The organism is Synechococcus sp. KORDI-52 (assembly GCF_000737595.1).
Lineage (GTDB): Bacteria > Cyanobacteriota > Cyanobacteriia > PCC-6307 > Cyanobiaceae > Parasynechococcus.
Window position 1 is genome coordinate 159,974 of the sequence record NZ_CP006271.1, and the last position, 25,598, is coordinate 185,571.

The following is a 25,598-nucleotide window of genomic DNA, read 5'->3' on the forward strand; positions in this document are numbered from 1 at the left end:
TGAAGGAATGTTAAACCGGTTCTCAGTCTTCAGGCGGCGCGAAGCACCTCAACCACGCTCTTGAAGGCGAACCACTCGGGAATTTCCTCGCCGCCACGCAGCATCTTGCGGAACTGGGTGCCGCTGAGCTTCTTCACGTGCAGACCGCGGGCTTCGGCATGCTCCGCCGTCACATAGCCCTCTTCCTGGGTGTAGACGAGGTTCAGCGAGGGAACCGTTTCCATGGTGAGCTCGGGAGCGCACTCCTTGGCGAAGTTCTGCGCGTCGTAGGGGCCGTAGAAGTCGTCACCGGTCAGAGACGATTTGCAGCCGGCCATGTCGCGGCCGATGATGAAGTGGGTGCATCCGTAGTTGCGGCGGATGATCATGTGCTGCAGCGCTTCACGTGGCCCTGCCATGTGCATGGCGTAGGGCAGGTAGGCCCAGCGGATGCTGTCGTTGTTCACCTCGGCGGCCAGACGCTCATAGGTCTGGAAACGAACGGCTCCAGGGATGTCGTCCTGCTGGGTGGGCCCGCAGGTGGGATGGACGAGCACCACAGCGTTGTCACTCACGTTCTGCGCATGCAGGGCACGGGTGAACAGTTCGTAGTGAGCGCGGTGGATGGGGTTACGGCACTGGAACGCCACCACGTCCTCACCTTCCGGCAGGCCTGCACGTACCTCAGCCGGGGTCTTGCAGGGGAACACCCGCTCAGGCAGTGCAAGCCCCTTGAGGCTTCCCCCCAGGTAGAAGCGCTTGCGCTCCATCGTGATCATCCGAACCGCCGGGTGCTCGATGGAGGTGGTGCCGTAGCAGCCCTTGGCCTCGGCCACTTTGTTGGGTTCCCACTTGTCCTCCACCTCGAGGACCGCGAGATCCTGGCCCTTGTAGGTGAGCAGCAGCTTGTCGCCCACCACCACGTCATCGCGGTCGGTGTCCATCACAATCGGCAGGCCGAAGAGCTGCCCCGCGGCCAGACGATGGCCATTGACCACCGCGTCGTAGTCCTCCTGGTGCATGAAGCCACGCAAGGGGGAGAAACCACCGACGCAGAGCAGTTCCACGTCACAGGCGTTGCGATCCGAGCATTCGATCGTTTTGGTGGCGGTGCCTTTCACCGCGGCACGATCGGCATCGGCCACCATCAGATCAACCAGTGTTCCGCCGTAGGGAGCGATCACACCAGATCGCTGGGCGGGAGCAGAAGCACTGGCGGTCATGACGTCAGGAAAAGATCGGGCGATTCTCCCAGATCGCCGGTGGATTGCAATGGGGCATCAAAAAGGGGGCCAGAGCCCCCCGTTAACGCCTGATGTCGAGTGGGTGATCAAGCCTCTTCGAGGCGTCCATAGAGATCGCCGCTGATCTTGATGTCGACAATTTCCCGACCACCCATATCCGAGTCGGAAGGTTGGATGGCGCTGAACACACCGGCAAATTCACCGGTTTCAGGATCCACCTTGGTGATCGACAGGCTCATGGTGCCCACGCCATCGATGTAGCGCTTGTTGTTGTCCTTCTCGAGCTGCTCGTCGTCACCGCCGAGAGCGACAAGCCCCTGGGCGTATTGCACGCCGGTGGTCAGAGCACGACCCTTGGGATCGATGAAGTTGCTGGTGCGGTAGCTCGGAGTCCGATAGGTGCCTTCAAAGTCAGTACTGGTGGTGATGGCAGCACCTTCAGCCTTGGCATCCAGAGATTTGCTGGAAAACGTGAACGGGAACTCTTCGCCACCGGGCACCAGCACAGTGATCGGCTGGAAATCGATGCCGCCCTTTTCGTTGAACTGAAGACCGGACTCCGTCACGGTGAGATCACCGAAGACCTCGTCAAGGCTGGAGGTGTAGCGCGTCAGGATCTTGCCTTCGACAAATTCAGCCTGCTGGCGGATGTTCTTGGGCTCCTCCTTGGCATAAACCTGCACCGGATGCATGCAGATGTCGCGCAGCTCATAGCTGCCGCCAACGGTCAGAGGAATGGAGCCACGAGCCGAGTCCCCAATCGTGGGGCAGTCATTGGCTTTGCCAGTGTTGCGGATGTCGTCGTAGGTCACGTTGGACCCCGACCGTTGAACCGCCTCATTGTCACCACTGCAAGCCGTGGTGAAGAACGCAAGGCAGAGCGCCAGCACGACGGCCAGCAGAGGACGAATGCGCATGGATAGAGCCTGTCGGCTGAAGGCTAGAGGGAACGGAAAACCGTCGAAACTGGATCTTACAGGGCGAAAAATGGCGGCAGGGCTAGCCTTTTGCAGCTCTCAACAACTTGTCGAAAGCGCGTGATGTCAAACGATCCGGATTCAACCCAGGCACGCATGGCTCCGGCGCTGGCCGCCCTTGGCGCGTTGGCAGAGGAGTTGAGGGGAAATCCGGAAGCACTGCTGGCCCTGCTGCGCGAGCTTGAGGCCCTGCATCGGGACATTCAGGACGGGCCGTTCCGCCAGAGCCTGCCTGAAAACCGCCAGAAATTGTTCACACTGCTGCAGCGCATGGAGAAAAACGGCGGCTGGCCATACATCCCCAGGCTGCAGCTGCGCACCTTCATCGACCTTCTCGGTCAGGATTCAAGCAATGCTGATGCCGCAGCCTGATCCTGAGCGTTAAGCAGAGCATCCAGCAACCGATGGGCCAGAGAAAGTTTGTCCATCACCGGAAGCTTGCGGCTCCAGCCGTGTCCCAGCAACCAGCCACCATTGGGTTGGTTTCCGAAACCCTGACCCTCACGGTCCACAGGATTCACCATCATCAGATCACAGCCCTTCACCATCCGCTTGGCCTCAGCCCGCTCGAGCAATTGGCTGTCATCCCCTGTGAGTGCCGAGAACCCAAGGACCAACTGACCTGGTCGTCGTTGACGGGTCAGATCAGAGAGCAGATCAGGAACTTCGGTCCAACCGGAGGACAGCACAGCAGGAAGCTCCAACTTGGCGAGCTTGCCTTCAGGAGCCGCTTCCCGTCGGAGATCAGCGACAGCGGCCGCCATCACGAGAACTTCCGAGGTGGGGAGCGCCACCTGCAGTGCTGAGCTGAGCTCAGCTGCAGTTTCAATCCGGGTGCATTGCAATCCCTCCAACCAGGCCTCAGGAAGATCCAAAGGGCCGTGCACCAGGCGCACGGCGGCTCCCCTGAAGCGTGCGGCTTGTGCCAGAAGCACGCCCATTCGACCGCTGCTGCGGTTGCTCAGAAAACGGGCGGCATCGATGGATTCCTGGGTTGGGCCAGCCGAGACAAGAACAGACGTCCCCGACCAATCACGGTTCGCGACAGGTGCGCCAGAACCGCGACTGAACACGGACGCAGCCGCCAGCTGAATCAGGGCTGGATCGGCCATTCGCCCATCGCCGACGCGATCACAGGCCAGCAGACCGGACATCGGCAGCAGGGGAACCACCCCAGGGAAGTCTTGAATCTGCAGCCAGTTGCGTTGCACCGCAGGGTGGCGCCACATGGCCGTGTTCATCGCCGGAGCCGCGATGACAGGAGCTTCCATGGCCAGCAGAACGCTGGCGAGCAGACCATCGGCTGCCCCCTGGCTCCAGCGGGCGAGGCTGCTGGCACTCAGGGGCGCAACGATGGCCAACTCCGCCCACTCCGCCAACTCGATGTGCAACGGCCTGGATGAGGCGGAGTCCCACTGGTCGGCCTCGAGGTAGCAGCGATGGCGACTGAGGCTGGCGAGCGCCACGGGACTCACCAAGGCAGCAGCACTGGTGGTCACAAGACAGCGCACCTCAGCGCCGGCTTTGATGAGCGCGCTGACAAGCAAGGGCGTCTTAACAGCAGCAATGCTGCCGCTGACGGCCACCAGCACACGCCGCCCGCACAGTGGCGACGCCTGCTCAGTCTTCATCAAAAGGTTCTTGGTCCACCAAATGGTGGTACGGAAGGATCAGTTCTGGCCGGTGGATGGCCAGCGCCCGAAGCAGGTGCCAATCCGACAAGCTGTCGAAAGGAGAGGGGTAATCGTCCTCTTCAAGCCGGCGGGCGAGTTCGGCCGTCGAGGCTTCGTCAAAAGCTTCGAGCCGTTCCTGCGTAAGCATCGAGCCGTCCTCAGACGCCATTCATCGCAGTTTGACGCAGGCCGTGCCGGCTAGCGTTAGCTGACCGGGGAATTAGCTCAGTTGGTAGAGCGCTGCGATCGCACCGCAGAGGTCAGGGGTTCGAATCCCCTATTCTCCACTGCGCTTTTGCAGCGTCGCCTGCGACTCATTGGCCTGTTTGCCCTTGTGGTGTTCAGCACCGTGGCACGACCTTCAGCCCTGCTCACCTTCACACTCCTGGCTGCAGCCGGTGCGATAAGTCGTGGACCATCTCGCCGAACCTGACCTCTCATGAGGTAAAAGGGGGGTACTAGTCCCCGCTTAACCATGTCGCAATCGAAACGTGAGCAGGTTGTCAGCCACCTGCGCTACATCCGCCAGGAACTGCGCGAAATGCACCAAGGCGTGATGGAGGATGGTCTTCTGCCTGAGGCCGGTGAAGTGCGGGGTGTCATGGCTCAGATGGAAGCCCTCCTTGAACTCCTTGAAGGCAAAGCGTCCAGGAAAGCAAAAGCGGAGTCCAAATAGCCTTCAATACAAGCGGTCTCTGAAGCACGAACGCCTGGCCAGCTGCAGCAGTGCCCATCACCAGGAGCAGGACTGTTCGGAACACTTGATTGAAAACATCTTCTCGTCGTCGTGCCTGATGCCTGCAGGTTGTCCACAGGTGGTGTAAAAAATGGCTGGTAGGTGCTGGGCCAGGTGATGGGGATCACTTGACATCATCCTGCCTCTACCTCTGCTTTTTGCGCCGTGCAACGGCTCCAATCCACCCGTCTGCAAGCCAACGTCGGCGCAGCCATCCAGAGGCTTGATCACTGGACCCGCAATCCATGGCGACGGTTGTCCTTGCTGGCCCTGGCCGGATTAATCGGTTTTCTGTTCGGCAGCGCGATCACCTCCGTGGCCGGCGTTCTTGGTCAGATGGACCCCGTAGCTGCTCTTCTCGTCGTCCTGGGTGCTGAAATCACGATTCGGCGGCGACGCAGTTCCGACCCTGCGCTGAGATTGCCTCAGCAACTGCTTGATCTTGGTCGGATTGGCTTTCTTTACGGGCTGTTCCTCGAAGCGTTCAAGCTGATCTGAAGCGGAACCGTTCAAAGCAGACAAATCAGACCACGATTCATACCCTTTAGTAAGACTTCGCGGGGCTGAAGATGGCTAATAACCACTATTTTCTGGAACTTGAGCCGCCTGCTGAGCGGTTGCGTGATGCTCCCCATGTGGTCATCGTCGGTGGTGGCTTCACGGGGGTGCATGCCTGCAAGGCCCTCGCCGGAGCTGAGGTGCGCATCACCTTGATTGACAAGCGCAACTTCAACCTGTTCCAGCCGCTGCTGTATCAGGTGGCCACAGGATTGGTCTCAAGAAGTGATGTGGCCACGCCTCTGCGCGAACTGGTGGGCAAGCAAGACAACGTGCAGGTGCTGCTGGGGGAGGTCACCACCGTGAACCCCGAAGGCAAGCAGATCGTGTTCAACGGCAAGGCCTACAGCTATGACCATCTGATCCTGGCCACAGGGTCGGGCAGCACCTATTTCGGCCATGAGGACTGGCGCACATTCGCGCCCCCGATGAAAATCCTCGAGCATGCTGAAGAGATCCGACGCCGTCTGCTGATGGCGATGGAGCAGGCGGAGCAGACGCCGAATCCCGAGGCTCGGCAGTTTCTGCAGACGGTGGTGATCGTGGGGGCGGGCCCCAGTGGTTGCGAAATGGCTGGCGCCGTTTCAGAGCTGATGCGGTGGGCCTTGAACAATGCCTTCAAGCAGCTGGATCCCCAGAAAACGCGAATCGTGCTGGTGGATCCCGGCGACAGGGTGCTGAGAGCGATGCCGGCGGAACTCTCCGAAGCATCCCTGAAGGCCCTTGAGCGGGACGGCATCGAAGTCATGTGCCATGGACGCGTCCAAACCATGCGGCCCGGAGAGGTTGTTATCAGCAGCCCCGATGGAGATGTTCGGATCCAGGCCGCCACGGTGATCTGGACCGCTGGCGTGAAGGCATCCCATCTGGGGCAGAAGCTGAGCGAAGCCACCGGCTGCGAGGTTGATCGCGGCGGACGGGTCGTGGTCAACGCAGATTTCTCGATTCCCAACCACCCCGACATCCGAATCGCCGGTGATCTCTGCAGCTACAGCCACACCATGAATGGCAAGCCGCTGCCGGGCATGGCGGCTCCCGCCAAACAAGCCGGAACCTTCATTGGCAAGGACATCGCGGCGATCGTGGCGGGACGGTCACGCCCCACCTTCAGCTATTTCGATTTCGGCAGCATGGCTGTGGTGCACACCAGTGCCGTCGCCGACCTGCATGGCTTCAGATTTTCAGGCCGGATGGGCCTGCTGCTGTGGGCCATCGTTCACCTGGCCTTGATCCCGAACCGAGAGAACCGGATCACCTTGAGCGTCAAATGGTTGTACGCCCTGGCAACCCGGCAACGGTCCTCCGTTCTGCTCACCGGCATGCCCAGCCAGCATCTCGCCCTTGATGCTGAAGATGCCCACTTCCCGATGGCCAGTGGGACCGGGCCATCCATCGCCGAACCCGATGCCGCCCTCAGGGCAGCGATGGACTACTACGCCCACCAACTCAGTGGGCTCCCGCAAACTCAGGTGCTGCTCGACACCAAGGACGGCTCTGTGGCGGATTCGGAAGCTGCCATCAAATAGAGCAGAGCCATCCGGGTGGGCACACCGTTCCTGACCTGTTCCTCCACCAGGCTGACGCGCGGGTCATCCAGGAGCGACCCGCTCAATTCGACGCCACGATTCACCGGACCGGGATGCAGAACGGGAACGTTCTGACCGCAGAGCTGCATGCGCTCATGGTTCAGTCCGAAATCGCGGTGATAACGCTCCAGGCTGGTGAGCAACTGCTGGCCCATCCGTTCCTTCTGAAGCCGCAGGGTCATCACGGCATCGGCGCCCGGCAGAGCATGCTCCAGGCGCCGCACCACGCTGACCTGGCCCCGTTGCGGCACCGGATCCTTGAGCAGACCTGGAGGCGGAGCATCCACGAAGGCTGCAAAATCCTCCGGGACAAGGCTCGGAGGGCCGCACAACACCACATCCGCGCCACAGGCCGTTAACGCCCAGAGATTGGAACGGGCCACCCGCGAGTGAAGGATGTCGCCGACGATCACGATGCGGCGACCTTGCAACGCCTCCGGCATGGGGTGCTGGGGAGAGAAATGCCGGGCAAGGGTGAGCAGATCCAGCAGTCCCTGGCTGGGATGGCTGTGGAGTCCATCCCCCCCATTGAGCACAACGGTGCGCTCACCGATCTGCTGCAGATCCAGCGCCAGCTGCTGGGGCACACCGGTGGAACGGTGGCGCACCACCAGAACGTCAGCACCCATGGCCACGTAGGTGCGCGCGGTATCGAGAACGCTTTCCCCTTTGCTGAGAGAGCTACTGGAGGGTGAAAAGCTCATCACGTCTGCCGACAGACGCTTGGCCGCCAACTCAAAACTGCTGCGGGTTCGGGTGCTGGGCTCGAAGAACAGCGTTGCCACCAGCCGCCCCTGCAAGGCGGGCAGTTTGCGGGCACCGGTAATGGGCAGCGAACGAAACCGCTGGGCCAGCTCGAGCACAGCCGCAAGGTCTTCTCGCGAAAACGAGGCGAGATCAAGAACGTGCCGGTGCGGCCAACCACTCATGACAGCTGCTCCCGCGATGGAGACCAGCACTGTGCCTTGGGCGGAATGCGATCACCCCGGGCGCGCCGGCTGACACTGCGACTGCTCCGCAGGTACCAGCGCCATGGGGTTGCTGCACCCTGGGAGATGCCGATCCGCGTGGTCGTCACAAGATCCTTTCTGGCGAACGGGGCTGACCTGGGGGCCAGCCACACTTCATGTTCGCCCGTCACCGGAAGGCTGTCATCACGGCGATCAAGCCCGAAACGACGCGCCAGCAAGCCAGGCCCCGCAGCAACCCGCTCCGGTTCATCGGGGAGGGCCACAGCACGGAGCAACACACCATTCGCCCAATCAGCTCGATCGGTGACCACGTTCACGCAGTGGTGGATGCCATAGCTGACATACACGTAAAACCGTCCTGGCTCTCCGAAAAGAGTTTCGTTTTGCGGTGAACGGCGGCGGTAACCGTGACAAGCGGGATCGTCCTGGGAATACGCTTCTGTTTCCACAATCACGCCCCACAGCAGGCTGCCGTCGTCTTGGTGTTTCACCAACCTGCAGCCAATCAGCTCAGGGGCAACGACCTCAGCGGGGCGGCGGAAGAAGGCTTGGGGCTGGGCCGTGAAATCTCTAATCACAAACCAAGCAGCCAAGAAACAGCCGCAAAACATAGTCGAAGCCGATAGAATCGTATCAAATATTTCAACAACCTTGGACAGACTCAAAAGGGCCATATCCTTACTTCCTTGGGCTGGCACAACAACCGAAGACCACGACAGCAAGAAAACAAATAATTCAAACTTCGGACAAATCCAAACAGTGGCGACAGCAAAATCCAACAATAACAACCGAAATCTGGAAGATCAGATCAGCCATGAAAAGCTTTTCAGACTTCTTGGCAAACGCGCGCAAACAATCAAAACATGCTTTGAAATACTCAAAGGGCGAGAAGAAAACTCATCAATACTAGAACTTGGAACCTCGAGAAGCTTCTCAAACGGCTCAATAAATACAGAACATTTCAACCCGGATATTGAAGCCTGGGACTGGGGCGCAGGATGCTTTACTGCTGTCATTAAATTATTACTACCCGATTGCTCACTAACATCAGTTGACCCCAACGAAAAGGCGGTGAAGGTATCCAAAAGACTCTTGAAAAATATTGGCCATGAAGCCTCATATGTCCAAAAAAATTCAACAGATTTTCTCAACGTAACGAATGAATCCTACGACCTTATTTATATGGACCACGCCGAAAGTGGAGACAGCGATGCTTGCGCTTTGCTACACAGAAATGATGTTGCAATAATTCTGAGCAGAAAACTATTAAAGCCGAATGGACTCATCCTTATCGATGACATACAGACGCCCTTCAACAAAGGTATGTACAGCGTTCCCTTACTAAAAGAATGCGGTTTTAATCAACTAAGTAAAAGCTCATACCAAGCTCTCCTAAGAAAAGGTTAGAAATAGAAATCGACACAACCCACAGCTCAGCTTTGGCCGAAAAAAGTATTCAAGCCTTATTAATCAACAAATTTAACAAACCAATAGAGACCCATGTTGACTCCTGACCAAGCAGGACGATCAACATTTCCACCGCGCCTTAAATTGGCGAACAATTTAATAGAGTCACAAGACAAACAGGTTAAAATAAGCATAAAGCCCTAAAGCAGGCTCAATGAAACACAGAGTATTCACTTCTTGGCTTATAAGAAAGCTTAAAAGTAAATTCCAAAAGAAAAAATCTCCAGAGATCCCTTCAGATCTCGTGATTAAAGGCCAGAAAGCAGTAACTTTGACCAGCCAAGGAAAGCTAGCGGAAGCTGAAGCTATTTATAGAGAACTTATATCAACTGGGGCGTCATATTACGCTGTTTATGGAAATCTCGCAGCTGTATGCGGAATGCAAGGGAGATTTGAAGAACTTATTGCTCTTCTAAACAAAGCTATAGAGCTTAATCCCGACTACCCAGAGGGCTACAACAACCTCGGGATTGCCCTTCAAAAACATGGCGATCTAGCCGCAGCAATCATCTCTTTCAACAAAGCCATAAATCTCAAGCCAAACTACCCAGAGGCTTACAACAACCTTGGCATTGCTCTCCAAGAACAAGGTGAAGTTACTGATGCAATAAGAACTTTCAACAAAACCTTAGCACTCAAGCCCGACTACCCAGAAGCTCACTACAACTTGGGGAATGCACTTAAAAAGCAGGAAAATCTAGTTTCAGCAATAGAATCTTATAACGCTGCACTCAAGATAAAGCCCAACTACCCAGATGCTCATAATAACCTCGGCGTCGTTCTTCAGATGAATGGTGACCTTGATGCAGCGGGCATCGCCTACAATAATGCCCTGACATATGAACCAGAACATGCCGATGCTAATAATAGCCTTTCTTTTTATTTACTGCAGACAGGTAATTACGCAAGTGGCTGGGAAAAACATGAATGGCGCTCTAAAACTGAAAAACCCTCACTTCCACATGCCAATCCAATCTGCCCACGCCTAGACAACGACACTCTCTTGGATATAAACAAACTTCTTGTCATCTCCGAACAAGGCTTTGGTGACACGCTGCAATTCATGCGTTATGTACTTACACTCAAACAAAGAGGTATTCATACCTCTCTCTGTGCTCAACCCAAACTTCACAAACTAATCCAAGCATCAGGCATTGAAGCATCACCTCTAACTCCAGAACAAGCCAATCAAGTCACTGATGGCCACTGGATACCGCTTCTTTCACTACCAAAATATTTAGAAGTCAGCCCAGACAACCCAATCATCACGGAGCCCTACATCCAAACAACGGACGAACTCAATAGCAAATGGCGAACTATCCTCTCCGCCGAAAAACGACCCGTCATCGGCATTAACTGGCAAGGGAGTCCTAGCCATGAAGTAACAACATCGAAAGGACGCTCCCTACCACTGGAAGCCTTCGCGCCCATTGCCACTCAAAACAACACCTCACTGCTGTCTCTTCAAAAAGGCTTTGGCAGCGAACAACTCGACACATGCTCCTTCAAAGAACATTTCGTGAGCTGCCAAGATCAAGTTAATGACACCTGGGATTTTCTCGAAACTGCTTCCATCATCGCCAACTGCGACCTCATCATCACCAGCGATACCGCTGTCGCTCACCTCGCTGGTGGCATGGGCAAAGCCACCTGGCTCCTCCTCAAAAAAGTTCCTGAATGGCGCTGGGGATTAGAAGGCGATTCCACCTTTTGGTATCCCACAATACGACTGTTCCGCCAAAATGAAAATGGCGATTGGAACGAAGTCATGCAACAGGTCACACTTGCACTTCAAAAACACTTCAGAAGTGACTCACTTCACGCTTAACAAACGACTTTTCTTACTCCTCAAAACAAAGTCCAGCCGATTTAAAACTTCCAAGCACTAATCTCTCTTGGAGAACTCATTAACAAGATCACCATCCTCCAAATCAAAATCAAGCGTCTGCATGGCGCTGCCCTGAAATTTGTCACACCAGATAATGCCCTTGAGGGTACATTCAACAATCTAAATCTCAGTGTTGATCAAAAACTCATTCAGCACTCAAAGAAGTAAATCAAGACCAATGGCATATAGAAGATGAAATTCGCGAGCTAGAACGTCAAAAACTATAGCGACACCTTATCCAACTTGCAAAATAGGTTTACAAGCAAAATGATCGACGCTCAGCAATCAAAAAAAGAAACCAACATCTCCCACGGCTCAGTCTTCGCACAATAAAAGACATATAAACACATTAAATACGCAAAATACTCAAGCAATTATAGATTTATGCTAATCCTAATAGCAAGATGACATAGCTAAAATTCTAAATCAAACGCGACCTATCGTTCTTGTAAACTTCATTAAAAAAGCAAAATCCTAGCTAAACTCAGGTCAGAATTTACGACCATATAAAATGAAATTCGGAAAAGCACTCTCCTGGTTCTCTAAACTGTCCAATGCTATTGAATGTCAAACCTACTACCGAGTGGGCAATGCCCTCGTGGATCAAGGCGACTTGGTTGGTGCCATTGATGCTTACAACACTGCCTTAGGGCTTAAAAATGATTTCCCAAAAGCACACAATAATCTTGGTGTCGCCCTTCAGAGAGAGGGGAGACTAGACAATGCAGTCGACTCCTATCGCAATGCCATAAAACACAATCCCAACTTCCCAGAAGCCCACAACAACCTTGGCAATGCCCTAAAGGACCTGGGGAAGCTCAGCACAGCAATCGACTCCTACAAAACCGCCATAGCACTCAAGCCCAATTACGCCGAGGCTCACAACAATCTCGGAACTACATACCAGGAACAAGGAAATATAAATGAGGCAATCACTTCCTACAACAAAAGCCTTAAACTCAAGCCCAAACAACCTCTTATTTATAACAACATAGGGCTTAGCCTTCAAGCACAGGGAGACTTTTCAGCAGCAATTAACTCCTATAAAGCAGCAATAGTACTCCAGCAGGACTTCCCTGAGGCTCACCGGAACTGCGGCCTTGCTCTGCAACAACAAGGCAATATAGTCGCAGCCATTACCTCATATAAAACAGCCATAAAATTCCAACCCAATGATCCAGGTGCTCACATTAACCTCGGCATTGCCCTACAGAAAGAAGGAGAACTGGAAGCTGCAATCTCCTCCTACAGCAAAGCATTGCAACTCAACCCCCTCCACCCGAAAGCGCACAACAATCTTGGCATTGCTCTCCAAGAACAAGGCAAACTAACAGAAGCAATAAAAAGTTTCAACACAGCAATAGAACTCAATCCTGACTACCCAGAGGCTTACAACAACCTCAGCATTGCCCTTAAAGAACAAGGCAACTCAACCGCAGCCATTGAATACTTCAATAAAGCACTACAACTCAATCCCGACAACCCAGAAACTCACTACAATCTGGGAAATACATTCGTCCAAGACGGCCGCCCAGACGAAGCCATCGTCTCATACAAAACAGCATTAAAACTCAACCCTAACTACTTAGCAGTCCATTGGAATTGCTCACATGCATTGCTTCTGAGCGGCAACTATAAGGATGGATGGGTAAAATATGAATGGCGTTCTAGAACTGAAAAGCCCTCACTTCCACATGCCAATCCAATCTGCCCACGCCTAGACAACGACACTCTCTCAGATATCAACAAACTTCTTGTCGTCTCCGAACAAGGCTTTGGTGACACACTTCAATTCATGCGTTATGCACTTACACTCAAACAACGGGGTATTCGTACCTCTCTATGTGCTCAACCAAAACTTCACTCACTGATTCGGGCATCAGGCATTGATGCATCACCTCTAACTCCAGAACGGGCCAATCAAGTTACTGATGGCAAATGGATACCGCTTCTTTCATTACCCAAATACTTAGAAGTCAGCCCAGACAACCCAATCATCACGGAGCCCTACATCCAAACAACGGATGAACTAAACACAAAGTGGCGAACCATCCTCTCAGCCGAACAACGACCCATCATCGGCATTAACTGGCAAGGCAGCCCAAGCCATGAAGTAACAACATCAAAAGGTCGCTCCTTGCCACTGGAAACCTTCGCGCCCATTGCCACTCAAGACAACGCCACACTGCTCTCTCTTCAAAAAGGCTTTGGCAGCGAACAACTCGACACATGCTCCTTCAAGGAGCGTTTTGTCAGCTGCCAAGATCAAGTTAATGACACCTGGGATTTCCTCGAAACTGCTGCCATCCTCGCCAACTGCGACCTCATCATCACCAGCGATACCGCTGTCGCTCATCTCGCTGGTGGCATGGGCAAAGCCACCTGGCTTCTCCTCAAAAAAATCCCTGAATGGCGTTGGGGGTTGGAAGGCGATTCCACCTTCTGGTATCCCACCATGCGACTGTTCCGCCAAAATGAAAATGGCGATTGGAACGAAGTCATGCAACAGGTCACACTTGCACTTCAAGAGCACTTCGGAAGTAACACAATTCACGCTTAACCAACGACTTTTCTTACTCCTGAAAACAAGATGCAACCGATTCAAAACATTCAAGCACCGATCTCTCTTGGAGAGCTCATTGACAAGATCACCATCCTCCAGATCAAAACCAACCATCTGCAAGGTGCTGCTCTGAAACACGTCACAACAGAGCTAAACGCCCTTGAGAGCACATTAAAGAATCTAAATCTCAATGTTGATCCCAAACTCATTCAGCAACTCAAAGAAGTGAATCAAGGCCTATGGCATATAGAAGATGAAATTCGTGATCAAGAACGTCAAAAAAACTTTGGCGACACCTTCATCCAACTTGCAAGATCGGTTTACAAGCAAAATGATCGGCGCTCAGCAATCAAAAAAGAAATCAACATAGCGTATGGATCAGCCTTCACAGAAGAAAAGTCATATCAGCCCTATTAAAACGCGACTCGCTCAAACGATTAAATATTCTACAAAACTCCTAGAAAGATGGAATGGCTGACTCCCTAAATCAACGAAGGGCCGGTCGTTTTTTTTAAACGTCATCAAACCCCATAAGAATTTAGCTACACTCGGACCATAATTGGTAGTCGTATGAAATGAAATTTGAAAAAGCACGATCCTGGTTCTCTAGACTTGCCAGTGCTGTTGAATGTCATACCTACTACCGAGTGGGCAATGCTCTCGTCGGTCAGGGGAACTTGGATGGTGCCATTGATGCTTACAACACTGCCTTAGGACTTAAAAATGATTTCCCAAAAGCACACAATAATCTTGGTGTCGTCCTTCAGAGAGAGGGGAGACTAGACAATGCAGTCGCCTCCTATCGCAATGCCATAAAACACAATCCCGACTTTCCAGAAGCCCACAACAACCTTGGCAATGCCCTCAAGGATCTGGGGAAGCTCAGCACAGCAATCGACTCCTACAAAACTGCCATAGAACTCAAGCCCAATTACGCCGAGGCTCACACCAATCTCGGAACTACACTCCAAGAACAGGGAAATTTAACAGCAGCAATTGACTTCTACAAGACCGCCATAGCACTCAAGCCAAATTATGCCGAGGCTCACAACAATCTCGGTACCGCACTCCAGCAACAAGGAAATCTAACTGCAGCAATCGCTTCCTACAACAAAGCTCTAAAACTCAAAAAGGACAACCCAGAAGTTCACTGGAACTCTTCTCTGACGATGCTCCTTGGAGGCGACTACAAAAACGGCTGGGAGAAATATGAGTGGCGAACCAAAACAGGGAAAGTCCAATTAAAGCCTCACGCTTCACCACGCAGTAAACTATGGAACGGAAAATTTCCCAAAAAAGAGGTCAAACTTCTCATTGTAACGGAACAAGGCTTGGGAGACACATTACAGTTCATGCGCTATGCACTAGTCCTCAAAAAATATAAGTTCAACATTTCACTTTGCGCCCCAGCAAGACTTCACCCATTAATTAAATCTTCAGGCATTGATTCGTCTCCACTGACACCTGAGCAAGCTAATCAGGTCAGCGAGGGGGAGTGGATACAACTCTTATCGGTTCCAAGATATCTAAATATAAGCCCAGCCAATCCAATCATCACCGGAGCCTATATAAAGCCTACAGATAAACTCAGTTGCAAATGGAAAAAGATTCTCTCAACAAATCAAATGCCGAATATTGGCATCAACTGGCGGGGCAATCGAGACGACACCAACAAACAAGGTAGAAATATACCCATCCACAGTTTCAGGAAAATAGTTGACTCATATACGGGTAATTTTCTGTGCTTACAAAGAGGCTCTCAACCTTTGGAGATTGAGCAATTACAGAAAAATCGAAAGATAACACCACATCAGCTAGACATTTTGAGAATTGCGGATTCAGAGCATCCAGAAGACTTTCTTGAATACGCAGCAATCATCAACAATTGCGATTTAGTAATTACTACAGGGTCTACAGCTGCCCACATGGCTGCTGGCATGGGAATTCCAACCTGGGTTCTGCTACCAAAGGTCCCCGATTGGCGTTGGGGGCTCTACGGCGATTCCACCTTCTGGTATCCCTCCATGCGACTGTTCCGCCAAAATGAAAATGGCGATTGGAACGAAGTCATGCAGCGGGTCAAACTTGCGCTTCAAGAACACTTCGGCGGTGGCTTAAGCACAAGAATCTGAGCTGGCCGGGCTCAACAATCGAGCGGAAGTGAAATGAAATCAATGACAGGCAGCCAGCTGGACGCCACGCTTGATCCAGCATGAACTGTGCAGGCGTTGAACAGCAATCTCCAGGCACGGCGGGATGGGGTGTTTCTGGTGCTGGCCGGCCTGTTCCTGGGCACCCTGGGCATGCTCAACATCCTGGGGCTGACCCGCTTCCTTCAACTGGGCAGCATTGGCGGCTGGCCGATCGTGGTGGCCGTCGGTGCCCTGCCGTATCCGATCACGTTCCTCTGCACTGATCTGATCAGTGAACTCTGGGGAGAACAGAAAGCCAATCAAGTGGTGTGGGTTGGGCTGCTGCTCAACGGCTGGGTGCTGCTGATCCTCTGGCTCGGAGGACTGTTGCCGGGCATGGCGGGCACGGACGACGCCACGTTCCGCACGATTCAGCAACTCAGCTTCGGATCAGTCGGTGCCTCGATGGTGGCTTACCTCACGGCGCAGTTCGTGGACGTGCGGCTGTTCCATTTCTGGAAACAGCTCACCAAAGGCAAAGCGCTCTGGCTGCGCAACAACGGCTCCACCCTGGTGAGCCAGTTGGTGGACACCAGTGCAGTGGTGCTGATCAGCCATTACGGCGCCCATGTGCTCCCAGTGCAACCGGAACGCTCTGTGCTGCCGCAGTTGATCAGCTTCATCGGCAGCGGCTACCTGTTCAAGCTGCTGGCGGCGCTGACCGACACGCTTCCCTTCATCTGGCTCACGGGATGGCTGAGGGAATGGCTGGACATTCCTGGAGATGGACGTGAACTCACAACAGAAACCACAGGATCGCTGCAGTAGCGCTGCATCCACGCCAAGCTGAGCTCATTCCAGGCCAGGTGATGGACGCAGCCACCTCCAGCTTCAACCTCGGCACTGTGCTTCTCGCCAGCGTCGTGCTCTTCCCTCTGGCCTGCCTGTTCTTCGGAACCCGTGGCGGCTACTACAACACCGATCAGTACGACGGCAACGGCACCGCCCACTGATCGGCTGGAATTGAGCGATCATCAGGGCATTGGTTCTGCCTGAATGACCGCTGCAACTCCCGGTCCTGTCGACAGCACGGATGCCATTCGCCTCGCACTGCGCAGTTGGCCTGAGGTAGAGAGCTACCTCCAGGGCTGCAGGGGGGTGATTATTCCCCTGGGATCCACCGAGCAGCACGGCCCCACCGGCGCCATCGGCACCGACGCCCTCACCGCAGAAGCGGTGGCCCTGGAGGTGGGGCGACGCACCGGAGTTTTGGTGACTCCAGCCCAAGCCTTCGGCATGGCGGAACATCACCTTAGTTTTGCGGGAACGATGAGCCTGCAGCCGGCAACACTTCTGGCCGTTCTGCACGACCTGGTGTTGTCCCTGGGCCGGCATGGCTTCGAACGGGTGTTCGTGATCAATGGCCATGGCGGCAACATCGCAACGGCCAAAGCCGCCTTTGCCCAGGCCCACGGCACCGCCACGACACGCAATCTCCCCGTCGCCCCACAGCTGCGTTGTCGCCTCGCCAACTGGTTTATGGCGGGCCCCGTGATGCGCCAGGCACGCGATCTGTATGGGGACAAAGAAGGCCATCACGCCACGCCCAGCGAAATCGCTGTCACCCTCGCTGTGGAGCCCAGCCTGCAGAGCAAGCAGCGACCACTGCCCGACCCCGCACCGGCAGGACCAATTCATGGACCAGACGACTTCCGTCGCCGTCATCCCGATGGACGCATGGGGTCCCACCCCTCCCTGGCCACCGCCCAGCATGGTGACGCCTTGCTGGAGACAGCTGCCACCGCGTTGAGCGAGGATCTGCGCACGTTCCTCGGCGAGTCATGAGCCAGATTTCCAGCGACGACGTCCGCAAGGTGGCCAAGCTCGCCCGTCTTGATCTGCCCGAGGACAAAATTGCGACCTACACCGGTCAGCTCGAGTCCATCCTCGAATACGTGGGTCAGCTCCAACAGGTGGACACCGAAGGCGTTCCGGAAACCACCCGAGCTGTGGAGGTGACCAATGTCACCCGGGCCGACGGCGTGCAGCCGACGCCGGTGCGTGAAGACATCCTCAATCAGGCGCCTCAAAGGGAAGGTGACTTCTTCCGGGTTCCGAAAATCCTGGCCAACTGAATCCAATTCAGCGGGACATCCAACGCTTTGGCTCGGTTTTGATCGCGATGCGGTCAACAAAACCAAGCCAGTGGCGACGCAGCCCCCGCCCGGGCATAAAACGGGCTGCGCGCCTCATCTTTCCGCTGCGCCGCTTGTGGCTGCGCACTCCAACAAGGATGTCGTAGAGGAAGTTGTAGCCATCCTTACGGGTCTCAAAAATGCCCAACCGCTGGGGAGATCCCTTGGAATCGAGCAGAGGCTTGGTCGCCTCATAGGCCGGTTTGTATTCGAACCAGGGGATGGATGGCCAGAGGTGATGAACCAGGTGATAGTTCTGCCCCATGATCAGCCAGTTCATCAGCCTGCCGGGGTAAATCCGGGCGTTCGTCCAGCGGTTGCGGGAGGTGAACGGCCGATGCGGCAGGTAGTCAAAAAACAGACCCAGCGTCACCCCCACCATCAAGGCAGGGGCAAACCAGCAGTTGAAGATGAAGGGCAGGAAGTCAAAGCGAGCCGCCGCCAGAACGATCACCACAAAAATGCTGCGTTCCAGCCCCCACTGCATCAACTCCCAGCGGCGCCAGAGGCGCCGCTGAAAGAAAAACCACTCATGATAGAAAAATCTCGGGGCAATCAGCCAGAGCGGCCCGAACGTGCTGACGATGTGATCGGGGTCGTTCTTCGGGTCATTCACATGGGCGTGATGCTCAAGATGCACCCGGGTGAAGACGGGGAAGCTGAAGCCAAGCAACAATGCCGAGCCATGGCCCATGGCCTGATTGATCCACCGGTTGGGATGGGCCGCGTTGTGGCAGGCGTCATGAATCACCGTCCCTTCCAGGTGCAGCGCCAAAAAGCCCGTGCACAGCAACACCGGCAGGGGCAAAGCGGCCACAAACCAGCCCCAGATGGTCAGAACCGCCAGGGCATAGCCACCAAGGAAGAGGCCGACCGTTGGGTTCCAACAGGCCGGCGGGTCAACAAATTCTCGCGGAACCGAGCGATAGCCCACACCCACCGGACGAGGCTGCTGTTGTTGAACAGTGCTCTGGTGCATCCGGAGGTCAGGCAACAAGTTTGTAACGATCCAGAACCACGGTAGAGAAAGGAATGCCCACCGGGGGACTTGAACCCCCACGACCGAAGCCACTGGTACCTAAAACCAGCGCGTCTACCAATTCCGCCAGATGGGCAAGGCCCTGACTTTAGGGATCGGCCCAGAATGAGAGCAGACCGCCTCACCACGGATGCTCGCGACCCTCAGCGGCGATCTCTGCCTCCTGCTTGGCCTGGCACTCCTGCTGCTTCCCCTTCTGGCCGTTGAACTCAGCCGACCTCGGGATGGCGTTTGGGGCGCAGTGGTGTTGCTGCTGGGTCTTGTTTTGGTCACCAGCACGGACCGGCTGCGGGGAGCGCCGATGCTTGCCGTTCTCTGCGCAGGCCTGCTCATGGCTCGGTTGGGCACTGAGGTCGCACAATCCCGTTGGAACAGCCTCAGCGAAACCGAGCAACAACAGTTCACCTCGCTGGACCACTGGCGCACCAGCGTTCAACAGCTCCTCATCACCACAGGCCGGGTGGGCGAGGGGATCAGCGGCATCGCCAAACAGCTCAAACCGGCTGGAAAATCAGGGGTGACGGGCAAAAAATGGGTGCGTCCCGATTCCCCTGAAACCACCGACACAAGCGACGATGCGTCGTCAGAAGCAGCCAGCATCGAACCCAATCCGCCAGCGGAGGCCACATCCCCAGAAGGTGAAGACTGATAATCCCGAGGCCAGAGCAGGGACCCCGTGAGCAAGGAGACGCGCGACGCCACCGCTGAGGGACGTCCCTCCTACAAAGACACGCTCAACCTCCTGCAGACGGGCTTCGGCATGCGGGCCAATGCCGTGAAGCGTGAGCCCGAACTGCAGGCCTTCTGGAAGGAGCAGGGCATTGACGGCAAACTCGGGCTGAACAACAGCGGCCCGACCTTCACCCTCCACGACGGCCCGCCCTATGCCAATGGCGCCCTACACATGGGCCATGCCCTCAACAAGGTGTTGAAGGACGTCATCAATAAATATCAGGTGTTGAACGGGCGGCAGGTGCGCTACGTGCCGGGCTGGGACTGCCACGGCCTTCCGATCGAGCTCAAAGTGCTGCAGTCGATGGATCAGGAGCAGCGCAAGGCGCTGACACCGATCAAGCTGCGAAAGAAAGCCGCCGCCTACGCCCGCAAACAGGTGGATGGCCAGATGAAAGGCTTCCAGCGCTGGGGCATCTGGGCCGACTGGGAGCAGCCCTATCTGACCCTGCAAAAGCAGTACGAATCGGCTCAAATTCGGGTGTTTGGCGAGATGGTGCTCAAAGGGCACATCTACCGGGGCCTGAAACCGGTGCACTGGAGCCCGAGCTCACGCACCGCCTTGGCCGAAGCCGAACTGGAGTACCCCGACGGCCACACCAGCCCCAGCGTCTATGCCGCTTTCCCAGCGGTGGAGCTGCCGGAACGGCTGCGGGATGCGCTCAAGGCGGAGGGCCTGGAGCTGCCCACCGAGACGGGCGCCCTGGGCCAGGCCCTGCAGGTGGCGATCTGGACCACCACCCCCTGGACGTTGCCGGCCAACCTGGCGGTGTCGGTGAATGAACGGCTCGATTACGCCCTGGCGGACGACGGCGACGGCCGCCTGTTGCTGGTGGCTGCCGATCTGATCGAGACGCTGAGCGGCACCCTGGCGCGCCCACTGACCCGGCGCGCCACCGTGAAGGGCGCTCTGCTCGCCGGGCTGACCTACCGCCACCCGCTCCTGGACCGCACCAGTCCGGTGGTGATCGGGGGCGATTACATCACCACTGAATCGGGCACAGGCCTCGTGCACACCGCCCCTGGTCACGGCGTCGACGACTTCCACACCGGCCAGAAGAACGGCCTGCCGGTGCTCTGCCCTGTGGACGAAGCCGGCAACCTCACTGACGACGCCGGGCCGTTCGCAGGCCTGAATGTGCTCAAGGATGCCAACCCCAAGATCATCGAGGCGCTGGAGTCCGCCGGGGCCCTGCTCAAGCAGGAGGCCTATGGCCACCGCTATCCCTACGACTGGCGCACCAAGAAACCCACGATCTTCAGGGCCACGGAACAGTGGTTCGCCTCCGTGGAAGGGTTCCGTCAACAGGCACTCGATGCGATCGCCGCAGTGGAGTGGACCCCTGCCTCAGGTCGAAACCGGATCGAATCGATGGTGAAGGAGCGGGGTGACTGGTGCATCTCCCGTCAACGCACTTGGGGGGTGCCGATCCCCGTCTTCTATCACCGCAGCAACGGTGAGGTGCTGCTGAACGCCGACACCCTGGCTCACATCGAAGCATTGATCGCCGAGCACGGTGCCGATGTCTGGTGGGAGAAAGACGAAGCGGATCTGCTGCCGCCCGCCCACGCCGACCAGGCCGACCAGTGGCGCAAGGGCACCGACACCATGGATGTGTGGTTCGACTCCGGCTCCAGTTGGGCTGCCGTCGCCAGTCAGCGCGACCACCTGAGCTATCCCGCAGACCTCTACCTGGAAGGGTCCGACCAGCACCGCGGCTGGTTCCAGAGCTCCCTGCTCACCTCGGTCGCCGTGAATGGCCATGCCCCCTACAAGCGGGTGCTCACCCATGGCTTCGCCCTGGATGAGAAAGGCCGAAAGATGAGCAAATCCCTCGGAAATGTGGTCGACCCGATGGTGATCATCGAGGGGGGCAAGAACCAGAAGCAGGAACCGCCCTACGGCGCTGATGTGTTGCGACTCTGGGTGAGCTCGGTGGATTACTCCGCCGATGTGCCGATCGGGGCCGGGATCCTGCGCCAGCTGGCGGATGTTTACCGCAAGGTGCGCAACACCAGCCGCTATCTGCTGGGCAACCTCCACGACTTCAATCCGGCAACCGACGCGATCCCCATTGCGGAGCTTCCAGTGCTGGACCGCTGGATGCTGCAGCGCACGGCCGAGGTGATGGACGACATCAAAGAAGCCTTCGACAGCTTCGAGTTCTTCCGCTTCTTCCAGTTGCTGCAGAACTTCTGCGTCACCGATCTGTCGAACTTCTACCTCGACATCGCCAAGGACAGGCTTTACGTGAGTGCCCCCGGCGACCGGCGCCGGCGCAGCTGCCAAACCGTGATGGCCCTGATCATCGAACGCCTGGCCGGACTGATCGCTCCGGTGTTGTGCCACATGGCCGAAGACATCTGGCAGAACCTGCCTTACCCCGTGGCGGAAACCTCGGTCTTCCACCGCGGCTGGCCCACGGTTCCCTCCGACTGGCGTGATCCCACGCTCAGCGCTCCGGTTCAAGAGCTGCGGGAGCTTCGGGCTGCGGTGAACAAAGTGCTGGAGGACTGCCGCGGCCGTCAGGAACTTGGGGCATCGCTTGAGGCTGCCGTGCGGATTGACGCCCGCCGTCCGGAACTCCAGGACGCTCTCTCTTGGCTGAGTGAGACGGGGGATTCCGTGGTGGATGGTCTGCGGGACTGGCTGCTGGTCTCTCAACTGCAGATTGGCGGCGAACCCTGGGCTGAAGTGCTCGCCAGCCAGGACGACGAACTCGCATCAATCGAGGTGAGCCGAGCGCGGGGGACCAAATGCGAGCGCTGCTGGCACTACGAGGGGGATGTGGGTCAGCACCCGGAGCATCCGCACATCTGTGGTCGCTGTGTTGGCGTTCTGGAACGCCGACATCACCAGTTGGCTTGAGCCAGGAGGTCGTTCGGCGGCATCGGCCCAGCCAGGACAACCTCCTGGGTGGGCGATAGAGGCCCCTGCAGCAGTTCAGCCTGATTCAGGCTTGTACCCACCGGTAGGACAGAAGCGTCGGGGTCAAAGTCGGTTGGATGGGTGGTGCTGCTGCTGAATCCACGGAAGATCAGCAACTCAAACGGCACGTCCCCCACCTGACCCCGCAATCGAACGATGCGCTGGGGCTGAAGTCGCGTGCGCTCCTCCAGGCCCTGAACCACTGCCTGGTCGGTCATCAGAAATCACCCGCCACACGCCCGTAACGGGGCAGGCGCACCAACAGCCACTGCAGCAGGCCAGCCAGATAAGCCACCAGGGCGACGTAACCCACAAAAGCGGCAACGGCCTCCGTCCACTGCCCCCCAAACAGAAAATCGAACACCGTGGCCGCCAGACCATGGATGCCCTGGGGAGCCTCGAGCCAGGTCAGGCATGCCGGGGAGTTCAGCTCTTGCATACAGCGCAAAGCGGTGACGCTCATGCCCAGGCTGAGGACTCCGAAACCACTGAACGCCCAACGCCAAACCTTCACTGCCAACGGCAGGGGTCGCCAGGACGGTTGGTCGGCCAACTCTTCATTGATGTCGACCCAGAACCAAAGACTGATCACCATCAACAGCGGTGCAACAACGGCCGTGGCGTAGCCCATGGGGCGCTGATCCGTGAGTAGCAGCAGGCTGATCGCCATCAGACTGGCCACTTTCCAGTAGATGCCGAGCAGCCGCAGCACCATCGGCTCGCGTCGCCAGGCCGACCAGATCAACAGAACCAATGGCACACCCACGGCAAACGTGGCGGCCAGGCGATAGGTCAGCCACACCAGAGCGCGGTACGTGAACTCGTTCACCGAGGACTGTCACAGTGCCGCCATTATCAACGTCCCGAGCTGAGCTCCAGGGTTGATAGGGTCCGCTTCATGGCACCGTTCGCACCGTTCAATTGGTTTCGATCCGGTGGCGCTGGACCCAGTTGCCGGACAGGGCTGTCCACGCAAGCGTCTCTGGACGAGGCAGTGCGGGATGTGATTGGGCAACTGGGTCGGCTCAGAGGCGAAGCTGATCTCACCCTTGTCTTTGCCTCAACGGGTTACGCCACCGACCTGCCACGGCTGCTACCGATGCTTCGCGCCCAGATCAGCGCGAAACATTGGATCGGATGCACCGGAGGAGGCGTGGTGGGCACCCGCGGCGACGGCAGCGCCTCGGAACTGGAACAGACGCCGGCGTTGAGCGTGACGGTGCTCTCCCTGCCGGGGGCCTCGATTGCCACCCAACACCTGAGCACAGAGGCGCTGCCTGATCTGGATGGTGCCGCCCAGCAATGGCAGGACTGGGTTGGCACCACCCCCGAGGCAGCCCGCAGCCAGATCCTGCTGATCGACCCCACTAGCAGTGGAGTCAATGACCTGATCAGCGGGCTGGACTACGCCTATCCGGGTGCCGAAAAAATTGGTGGCATCGCGGCACCCCACAACAGCCCGCACGGGTCGCTGCTGCTGGATGACAATGTCGCCACCGGCGCTGTGGTCTGTTCCATCGGGGGGAGCTGGCGCCTCGAAACGGTGGTGGCCCAGGGCTGCCGCCCCATCGGCCCGGTCTTCTCAATCGAGCAGGTGCGGCGCAACGTGCTGCTGGAACTGAGTGATGGCAACACCAAGGCCAGTCCCATCAATTGCCTGCAACGGGTTCTGGCCGACCTCAGCGAACGGGAGCGCGAGCTGGTGCGTCACTCGCTGTTTCTCGGCGTCGAACGCAGCAGCCTGCTGCTGAACACCGATGGAGCAGCATCAGAAGCCAGTGCCTTCCTGATGCGCAACCTGATCGGTGTGGATCCCAGCAATGGCGCAGTGGCCGTTGCAGAGCGGGTGCGTGCCGGCCAAAACGTGCAATTTCATCTGCGCGAGGCCGCCGCCTCCGAGGACGAGGCCCTTGGCTTGCTGAAGACAGCGACGGCTGCTTCAGACGACACAGTGCATTTCGGTTTGCTGTTGGCCTGCATGGGACGGGGCCAGGGGCTGTTCGGTCGTGCCGATGGCGACATCAGCCTGGCGCGCCGACTGATGCCGAACCTGCCCGTGGCGGGAGCGTTCTGCAACGGTGAGATCGGACCCGTTGGTGGCGCGACGCATCTGCATGGCTATACCGCCTGCTGGGGCTTGCTGCGCCAGGACCCCGACAGCTCCTCTGGCAGCGGCTCTGACAATCTCGGTTGAACCGGATCGCACCGCCTCGGAACCTTGCGTCAGCACGTCAATCCCCTCAGCAGCTTCTTTCAGCTGCCGCTGGAGCTCCCACCACCCGAGGAGCTGTTCCGCGTTCCTGATCAGCCGATCCACCTCGATATCGGCTGCGCCCGCGGGCGGTGCCTGCTGGGCCTGGCCGAGCGTGATCCCCACTGGAACCATCTCGGCGTTGAAATCCGCCGGCCCCTGGTGACCTCCGCCGATCGTGAGGCGCTCGCCTCGGAACACGGCAACATTCGGATTCTGTTCTGCAATGCCAACATCAGCCTGGAGGGGTGGATGAACGCCCTTGGACCGGACCGGTTGCAGCGGGTGTCCATCCAGTTTCCCGATCCCTGGTTCAAACGGCGGCACCGCAAACGGCGGGTCCTGCAACCGGCGCTGCTCCTGGCCATCGCAACGGCGCTCCGGCCCGGCCGCGAGTTGTTTCTGCAGAGCGATGTTCTCGACGTGATTGAGCCGATGGTGGCTCTCACCGAACTCAGCGTCTGTTTTGATCGGCCGGCGGGGGATCAGCATCCCTGGCGCGACAGCAATCCACTGCCGGTGCCCACGGAACGGGAGCGCTACGTGCTCGACCAGAACCTCCCCGTCTACCGGGTGCTGTATCGCAGGAACCAGAGTCCACTGCCTTCCTTATCAGATCTGGAACAACGCTGGCAGGAGATCGATAATCCGTCGGAAACACCCACCACCTGACCCTCA

The 25,598-nt window shown here is 56.9% G+C and carries 27 protein-coding genes and 2 tRNA genes; 19 read left to right on the plus strand and 10 right to left on the minus strand.

Annotated elements, in window-relative coordinates:
- Positions 1-29: 29 nt before the first annotated feature.
- Both sat and KR52_RS00920 read right to left on the minus strand, forming a co-directional pair.
- Positions 30-1,202 (minus strand): sulfate adenylyltransferase, encoded by a 1,173-nt coding sequence (gene sat, locus KR52_RS00915; RefSeq protein WP_038551336.1) that lies wholly within the window; start codon positions 1,200-1,202, stop codon positions 30-32.
- 107 nt (positions 1,203-1,309) lie between these two features.
- Complete coding sequence (locus tag KR52_RS00920) at positions 1,310-2,140, minus strand: photosystem II manganese-stabilizing polypeptide (RefSeq protein ID WP_038551339.1); 831 nt, start codon at positions 2,138-2,140, stop codon at positions 1,310-1,312.
- Positions 2,141-2,263: 123 nt separating this feature from the next.
- Between KR52_RS00920 and KR52_RS00925 the strand changes: the two genes are divergently transcribed.
- Positions 2,264-2,572, plus strand: coding sequence for a hypothetical protein (locus KR52_RS00925; protein WP_038551341.1), 309 nt, complete (start codon positions 2,264-2,266; stop codon positions 2,570-2,572).
- Here the strand turns inward: KR52_RS00925 and coaBC are convergent.
- Positions 2,539-3,831, minus strand: coding sequence for a bifunctional phosphopantothenoylcysteine decarboxylase/phosphopantothenate--cysteine ligase CoaBC (gene coaBC, locus KR52_RS00930; protein WP_038556651.1), 1,293 nt, complete (start codon positions 3,829-3,831; stop codon positions 2,539-2,541). The genes KR52_RS00925 and coaBC overlap by 34 nt on opposite strands.
- Positions 3,821-4,042, minus strand: coding sequence for a DUF2555 domain-containing protein (locus KR52_RS00935; RefSeq protein ID WP_038551345.1), 222 nt, complete (start codon positions 4,040-4,042; stop codon positions 3,821-3,823). Before KR52_RS00935 ends, coaBC begins: the two co-directional genes overlap by 11 nt.
- A 45-nt stretch (positions 4,043-4,087) precedes the next feature.
- Between KR52_RS00935 and KR52_RS00940 the strand changes: the two genes are divergently transcribed.
- The 5 genes from KR52_RS00940 (at position 4,088) to KR52_RS00955 (ending at position 6,693) form a co-directional block, all read left to right on the plus strand.
- Positions 4,088-4,160 (plus strand) — tRNA-Ala (locus tag KR52_RS00940).
- An 8-nt stretch (positions 4,161-4,168) separates the two neighbouring features.
- A complete protein-coding gene (locus KR52_RS14885) occupies positions 4,169-4,306 on the plus strand; it encodes a hypothetical protein (protein WP_216725531.1) in 138 nt (45 codons plus the stop codon).
- A gap of 42 nt (positions 4,307-4,348) precedes the next feature.
- Positions 4,349-4,549 (plus strand): hypothetical protein, encoded by a 201-nt coding sequence (locus KR52_RS00945; protein ID WP_011363323.1) that lies wholly within the window; start codon positions 4,349-4,351, stop codon positions 4,547-4,549.
- A gap of 225 nt (positions 4,550-4,774) precedes the next feature.
- Entirely contained in the window at positions 4,775-5,107 is a 333-nt protein-coding gene (locus KR52_RS00950; protein WP_038551350.1) for a DUF565 domain-containing protein, read from the plus strand.
- Between the two features lie 71 nt (positions 5,108-5,178).
- Entirely contained in the window at positions 5,179-6,693 is a 1,515-nt protein-coding gene (locus KR52_RS00955; protein ID WP_038551353.1) for an NAD(P)/FAD-dependent oxidoreductase, read from the plus strand.
- On the opposite strand, the gene KR52_RS00960 is transcribed toward KR52_RS00955, so the two are convergent.
- Positions 6,633-7,682, minus strand: a complete 1,050-nt coding sequence (locus KR52_RS00960) for an aspartate carbamoyltransferase catalytic subunit (RefSeq protein WP_038556653.1) — start codon at positions 7,680-7,682, stop codon at positions 6,633-6,635. The genes KR52_RS00955 and KR52_RS00960 overlap by 61 nt on opposite strands.
- A complete protein-coding gene (locus KR52_RS00965) occupies positions 7,679-8,317 on the minus strand; it encodes a DNA-3-methyladenine glycosylase (protein ID WP_038556655.1) in 639 nt (212 codons plus the stop codon). The genes KR52_RS00960 and KR52_RS00965 overlap by 4 nt, the downstream gene beginning before the upstream one ends.
- 58 nt (positions 8,318-8,375) lie before the next feature.
- Between KR52_RS00965 and KR52_RS14005 the strand changes: the two genes are divergently transcribed.
- The 9 genes from KR52_RS14005 to gatC all read left to right on the plus strand — a co-directional run bounded on the left by KR52_RS14005 (position 8,376) and on the right by gatC (position 17,909).
- The gene (locus KR52_RS14005) at positions 8,376-9,131 is read left to right on the plus strand and encodes a class I SAM-dependent methyltransferase (RefSeq protein WP_071840124.1); all 756 of its coding nucleotides are present in this window, start codon (positions 8,376-8,378) and stop codon (positions 9,129-9,131) included.
- Between the two features lie 304 nt (positions 9,132-9,435).
- Positions 9,436-11,019: a tetratricopeptide repeat protein gene (locus tag KR52_RS00970; RefSeq protein WP_216725532.1), complete on the plus strand. Its 1,584-nt coding sequence runs from the start codon at positions 9,436-9,438 to the stop codon at positions 11,017-11,019.
- A 571-nt stretch (positions 11,020-11,590) separates the two neighbouring features.
- Positions 11,591-13,639, plus strand: a complete 2,049-nt coding sequence (locus KR52_RS00975; protein ID WP_051834241.1) for a tetratricopeptide repeat protein — start codon at positions 11,591-11,593, stop codon at positions 13,637-13,639.
- Between the two features lie 30 nt (positions 13,640-13,669).
- The gene (locus KR52_RS00980) at positions 13,670-14,059 is read left to right on the plus strand and encodes a DUF6165 family protein (RefSeq protein ID WP_038551355.1); all 390 of its coding nucleotides are present in this window, start codon (positions 13,670-13,672) and stop codon (positions 14,057-14,059) included.
- A gap of 158 nt (positions 14,060-14,217) precedes the next feature.
- Complete coding sequence (locus KR52_RS00985) at positions 14,218-15,774, plus strand: tetratricopeptide repeat protein (RefSeq protein ID WP_084221920.1); 1,557 nt, start codon at positions 14,218-14,220, stop codon at positions 15,772-15,774.
- Positions 15,775-15,870: 96 nt separating this feature from the next.
- Positions 15,871-16,602, plus strand: a complete 732-nt coding sequence (locus KR52_RS00990) for a queuosine precursor transporter (RefSeq protein WP_156957548.1) — start codon at positions 15,871-15,873, stop codon at positions 16,600-16,602.
- 41 nt (positions 16,603-16,643) lie between these two features.
- The gene (locus KR52_RS14700; RefSeq protein WP_173402180.1) at positions 16,644-16,787 is read left to right on the plus strand and encodes a hypothetical protein; all 144 of its coding nucleotides are present in this window, start codon (positions 16,644-16,646) and stop codon (positions 16,785-16,787) included.
- A gap of 43 nt (positions 16,788-16,830) precedes the next feature.
- The gene (locus KR52_RS00995) at positions 16,831-17,619 is read left to right on the plus strand and encodes a creatininase family protein (protein WP_038551358.1); all 789 of its coding nucleotides are present in this window, start codon (positions 16,831-16,833) and stop codon (positions 17,617-17,619) included.
- A complete protein-coding gene (gene gatC, locus KR52_RS01000; RefSeq protein WP_038551360.1) occupies positions 17,616-17,909 on the plus strand; it encodes an Asp-tRNA(Asn)/Glu-tRNA(Gln) amidotransferase subunit GatC in 294 nt (97 codons plus the stop codon). Before KR52_RS00995 ends, gatC begins: the two co-directional genes overlap by 4 nt.
- Positions 17,910-17,916: 7 nt before the next feature.
- Here gatC and crtR read toward each other — a convergent pair whose 3' ends face one another.
- A complete protein-coding gene (gene crtR, locus KR52_RS01005; RefSeq protein ID WP_038551364.1) occupies positions 17,917-18,948 on the minus strand; it encodes a beta-carotene hydroxylase in 1,032 nt (343 codons plus the stop codon).
- 54 nt (positions 18,949-19,002) lie between these two features.
- Positions 19,003-19,084 (minus strand) — tRNA-Leu (locus KR52_RS01010).
- Positions 19,085-19,138: 54 nt separating this feature from the next.
- Here KR52_RS01010 and KR52_RS01015 point away from each other — a divergent pair.
- Entirely contained in the window at positions 19,139-19,657 is a 519-nt protein-coding gene (locus KR52_RS01015; RefSeq protein ID WP_038551367.1) for a Ycf66 family protein, read from the plus strand.
- Between the two features lie 27 nt (positions 19,658-19,684).
- Complete coding sequence (ileS, locus tag KR52_RS01020) at positions 19,685-22,609, plus strand: isoleucine--tRNA ligase (RefSeq protein WP_038551368.1); 2,925 nt, start codon at positions 19,685-19,687, stop codon at positions 22,607-22,609.
- Here the strand turns inward: ileS and KR52_RS01025 are convergent.
- Both KR52_RS01025 and KR52_RS01030 read right to left on the minus strand, forming a co-directional pair.
- Positions 22,594-22,887 carry a hypothetical protein gene (locus KR52_RS01025; RefSeq protein ID WP_038551371.1) on the minus strand — a complete coding sequence of 98 codons (294 nt, stop codon included), beginning with the start codon at positions 22,885-22,887 and terminating at the stop codon, positions 22,594-22,596. The two genes, ileS and KR52_RS01025, sit on opposite strands and share 16 nt — an antisense overlap.
- A complete protein-coding gene (locus tag KR52_RS01030; RefSeq protein ID WP_038551373.1) occupies positions 22,887-23,498 on the minus strand; it encodes a DUF3177 family protein in 612 nt (203 codons plus the stop codon). Before KR52_RS01030 ends, KR52_RS01025 begins: the two co-directional genes overlap by 1 nt.
- A gap of 69 nt (positions 23,499-23,567) precedes the next feature.
- Here KR52_RS01030 and KR52_RS01035 point away from each other — a divergent pair, with 69 nt between their 5' ends.
- Positions 23,568-24,863, plus strand: a complete 1,296-nt coding sequence (locus KR52_RS01035; protein WP_038551376.1) for an FIST N-terminal domain-containing protein — start codon at positions 23,568-23,570, stop codon at positions 24,861-24,863.
- Between the two features lie 24 nt (positions 24,864-24,887).
- Positions 24,888-25,592 carry a tRNA (guanosine(46)-N7)-methyltransferase TrmB gene (trmB, locus tag KR52_RS01040; RefSeq protein ID WP_038551378.1) on the plus strand — a complete coding sequence of 235 codons (705 nt, stop codon included), beginning with the start codon at positions 24,888-24,890 and terminating at the stop codon, positions 25,590-25,592.
- The last annotated feature ends 6 nt before the right edge of the window (positions 25,593-25,598 follow it).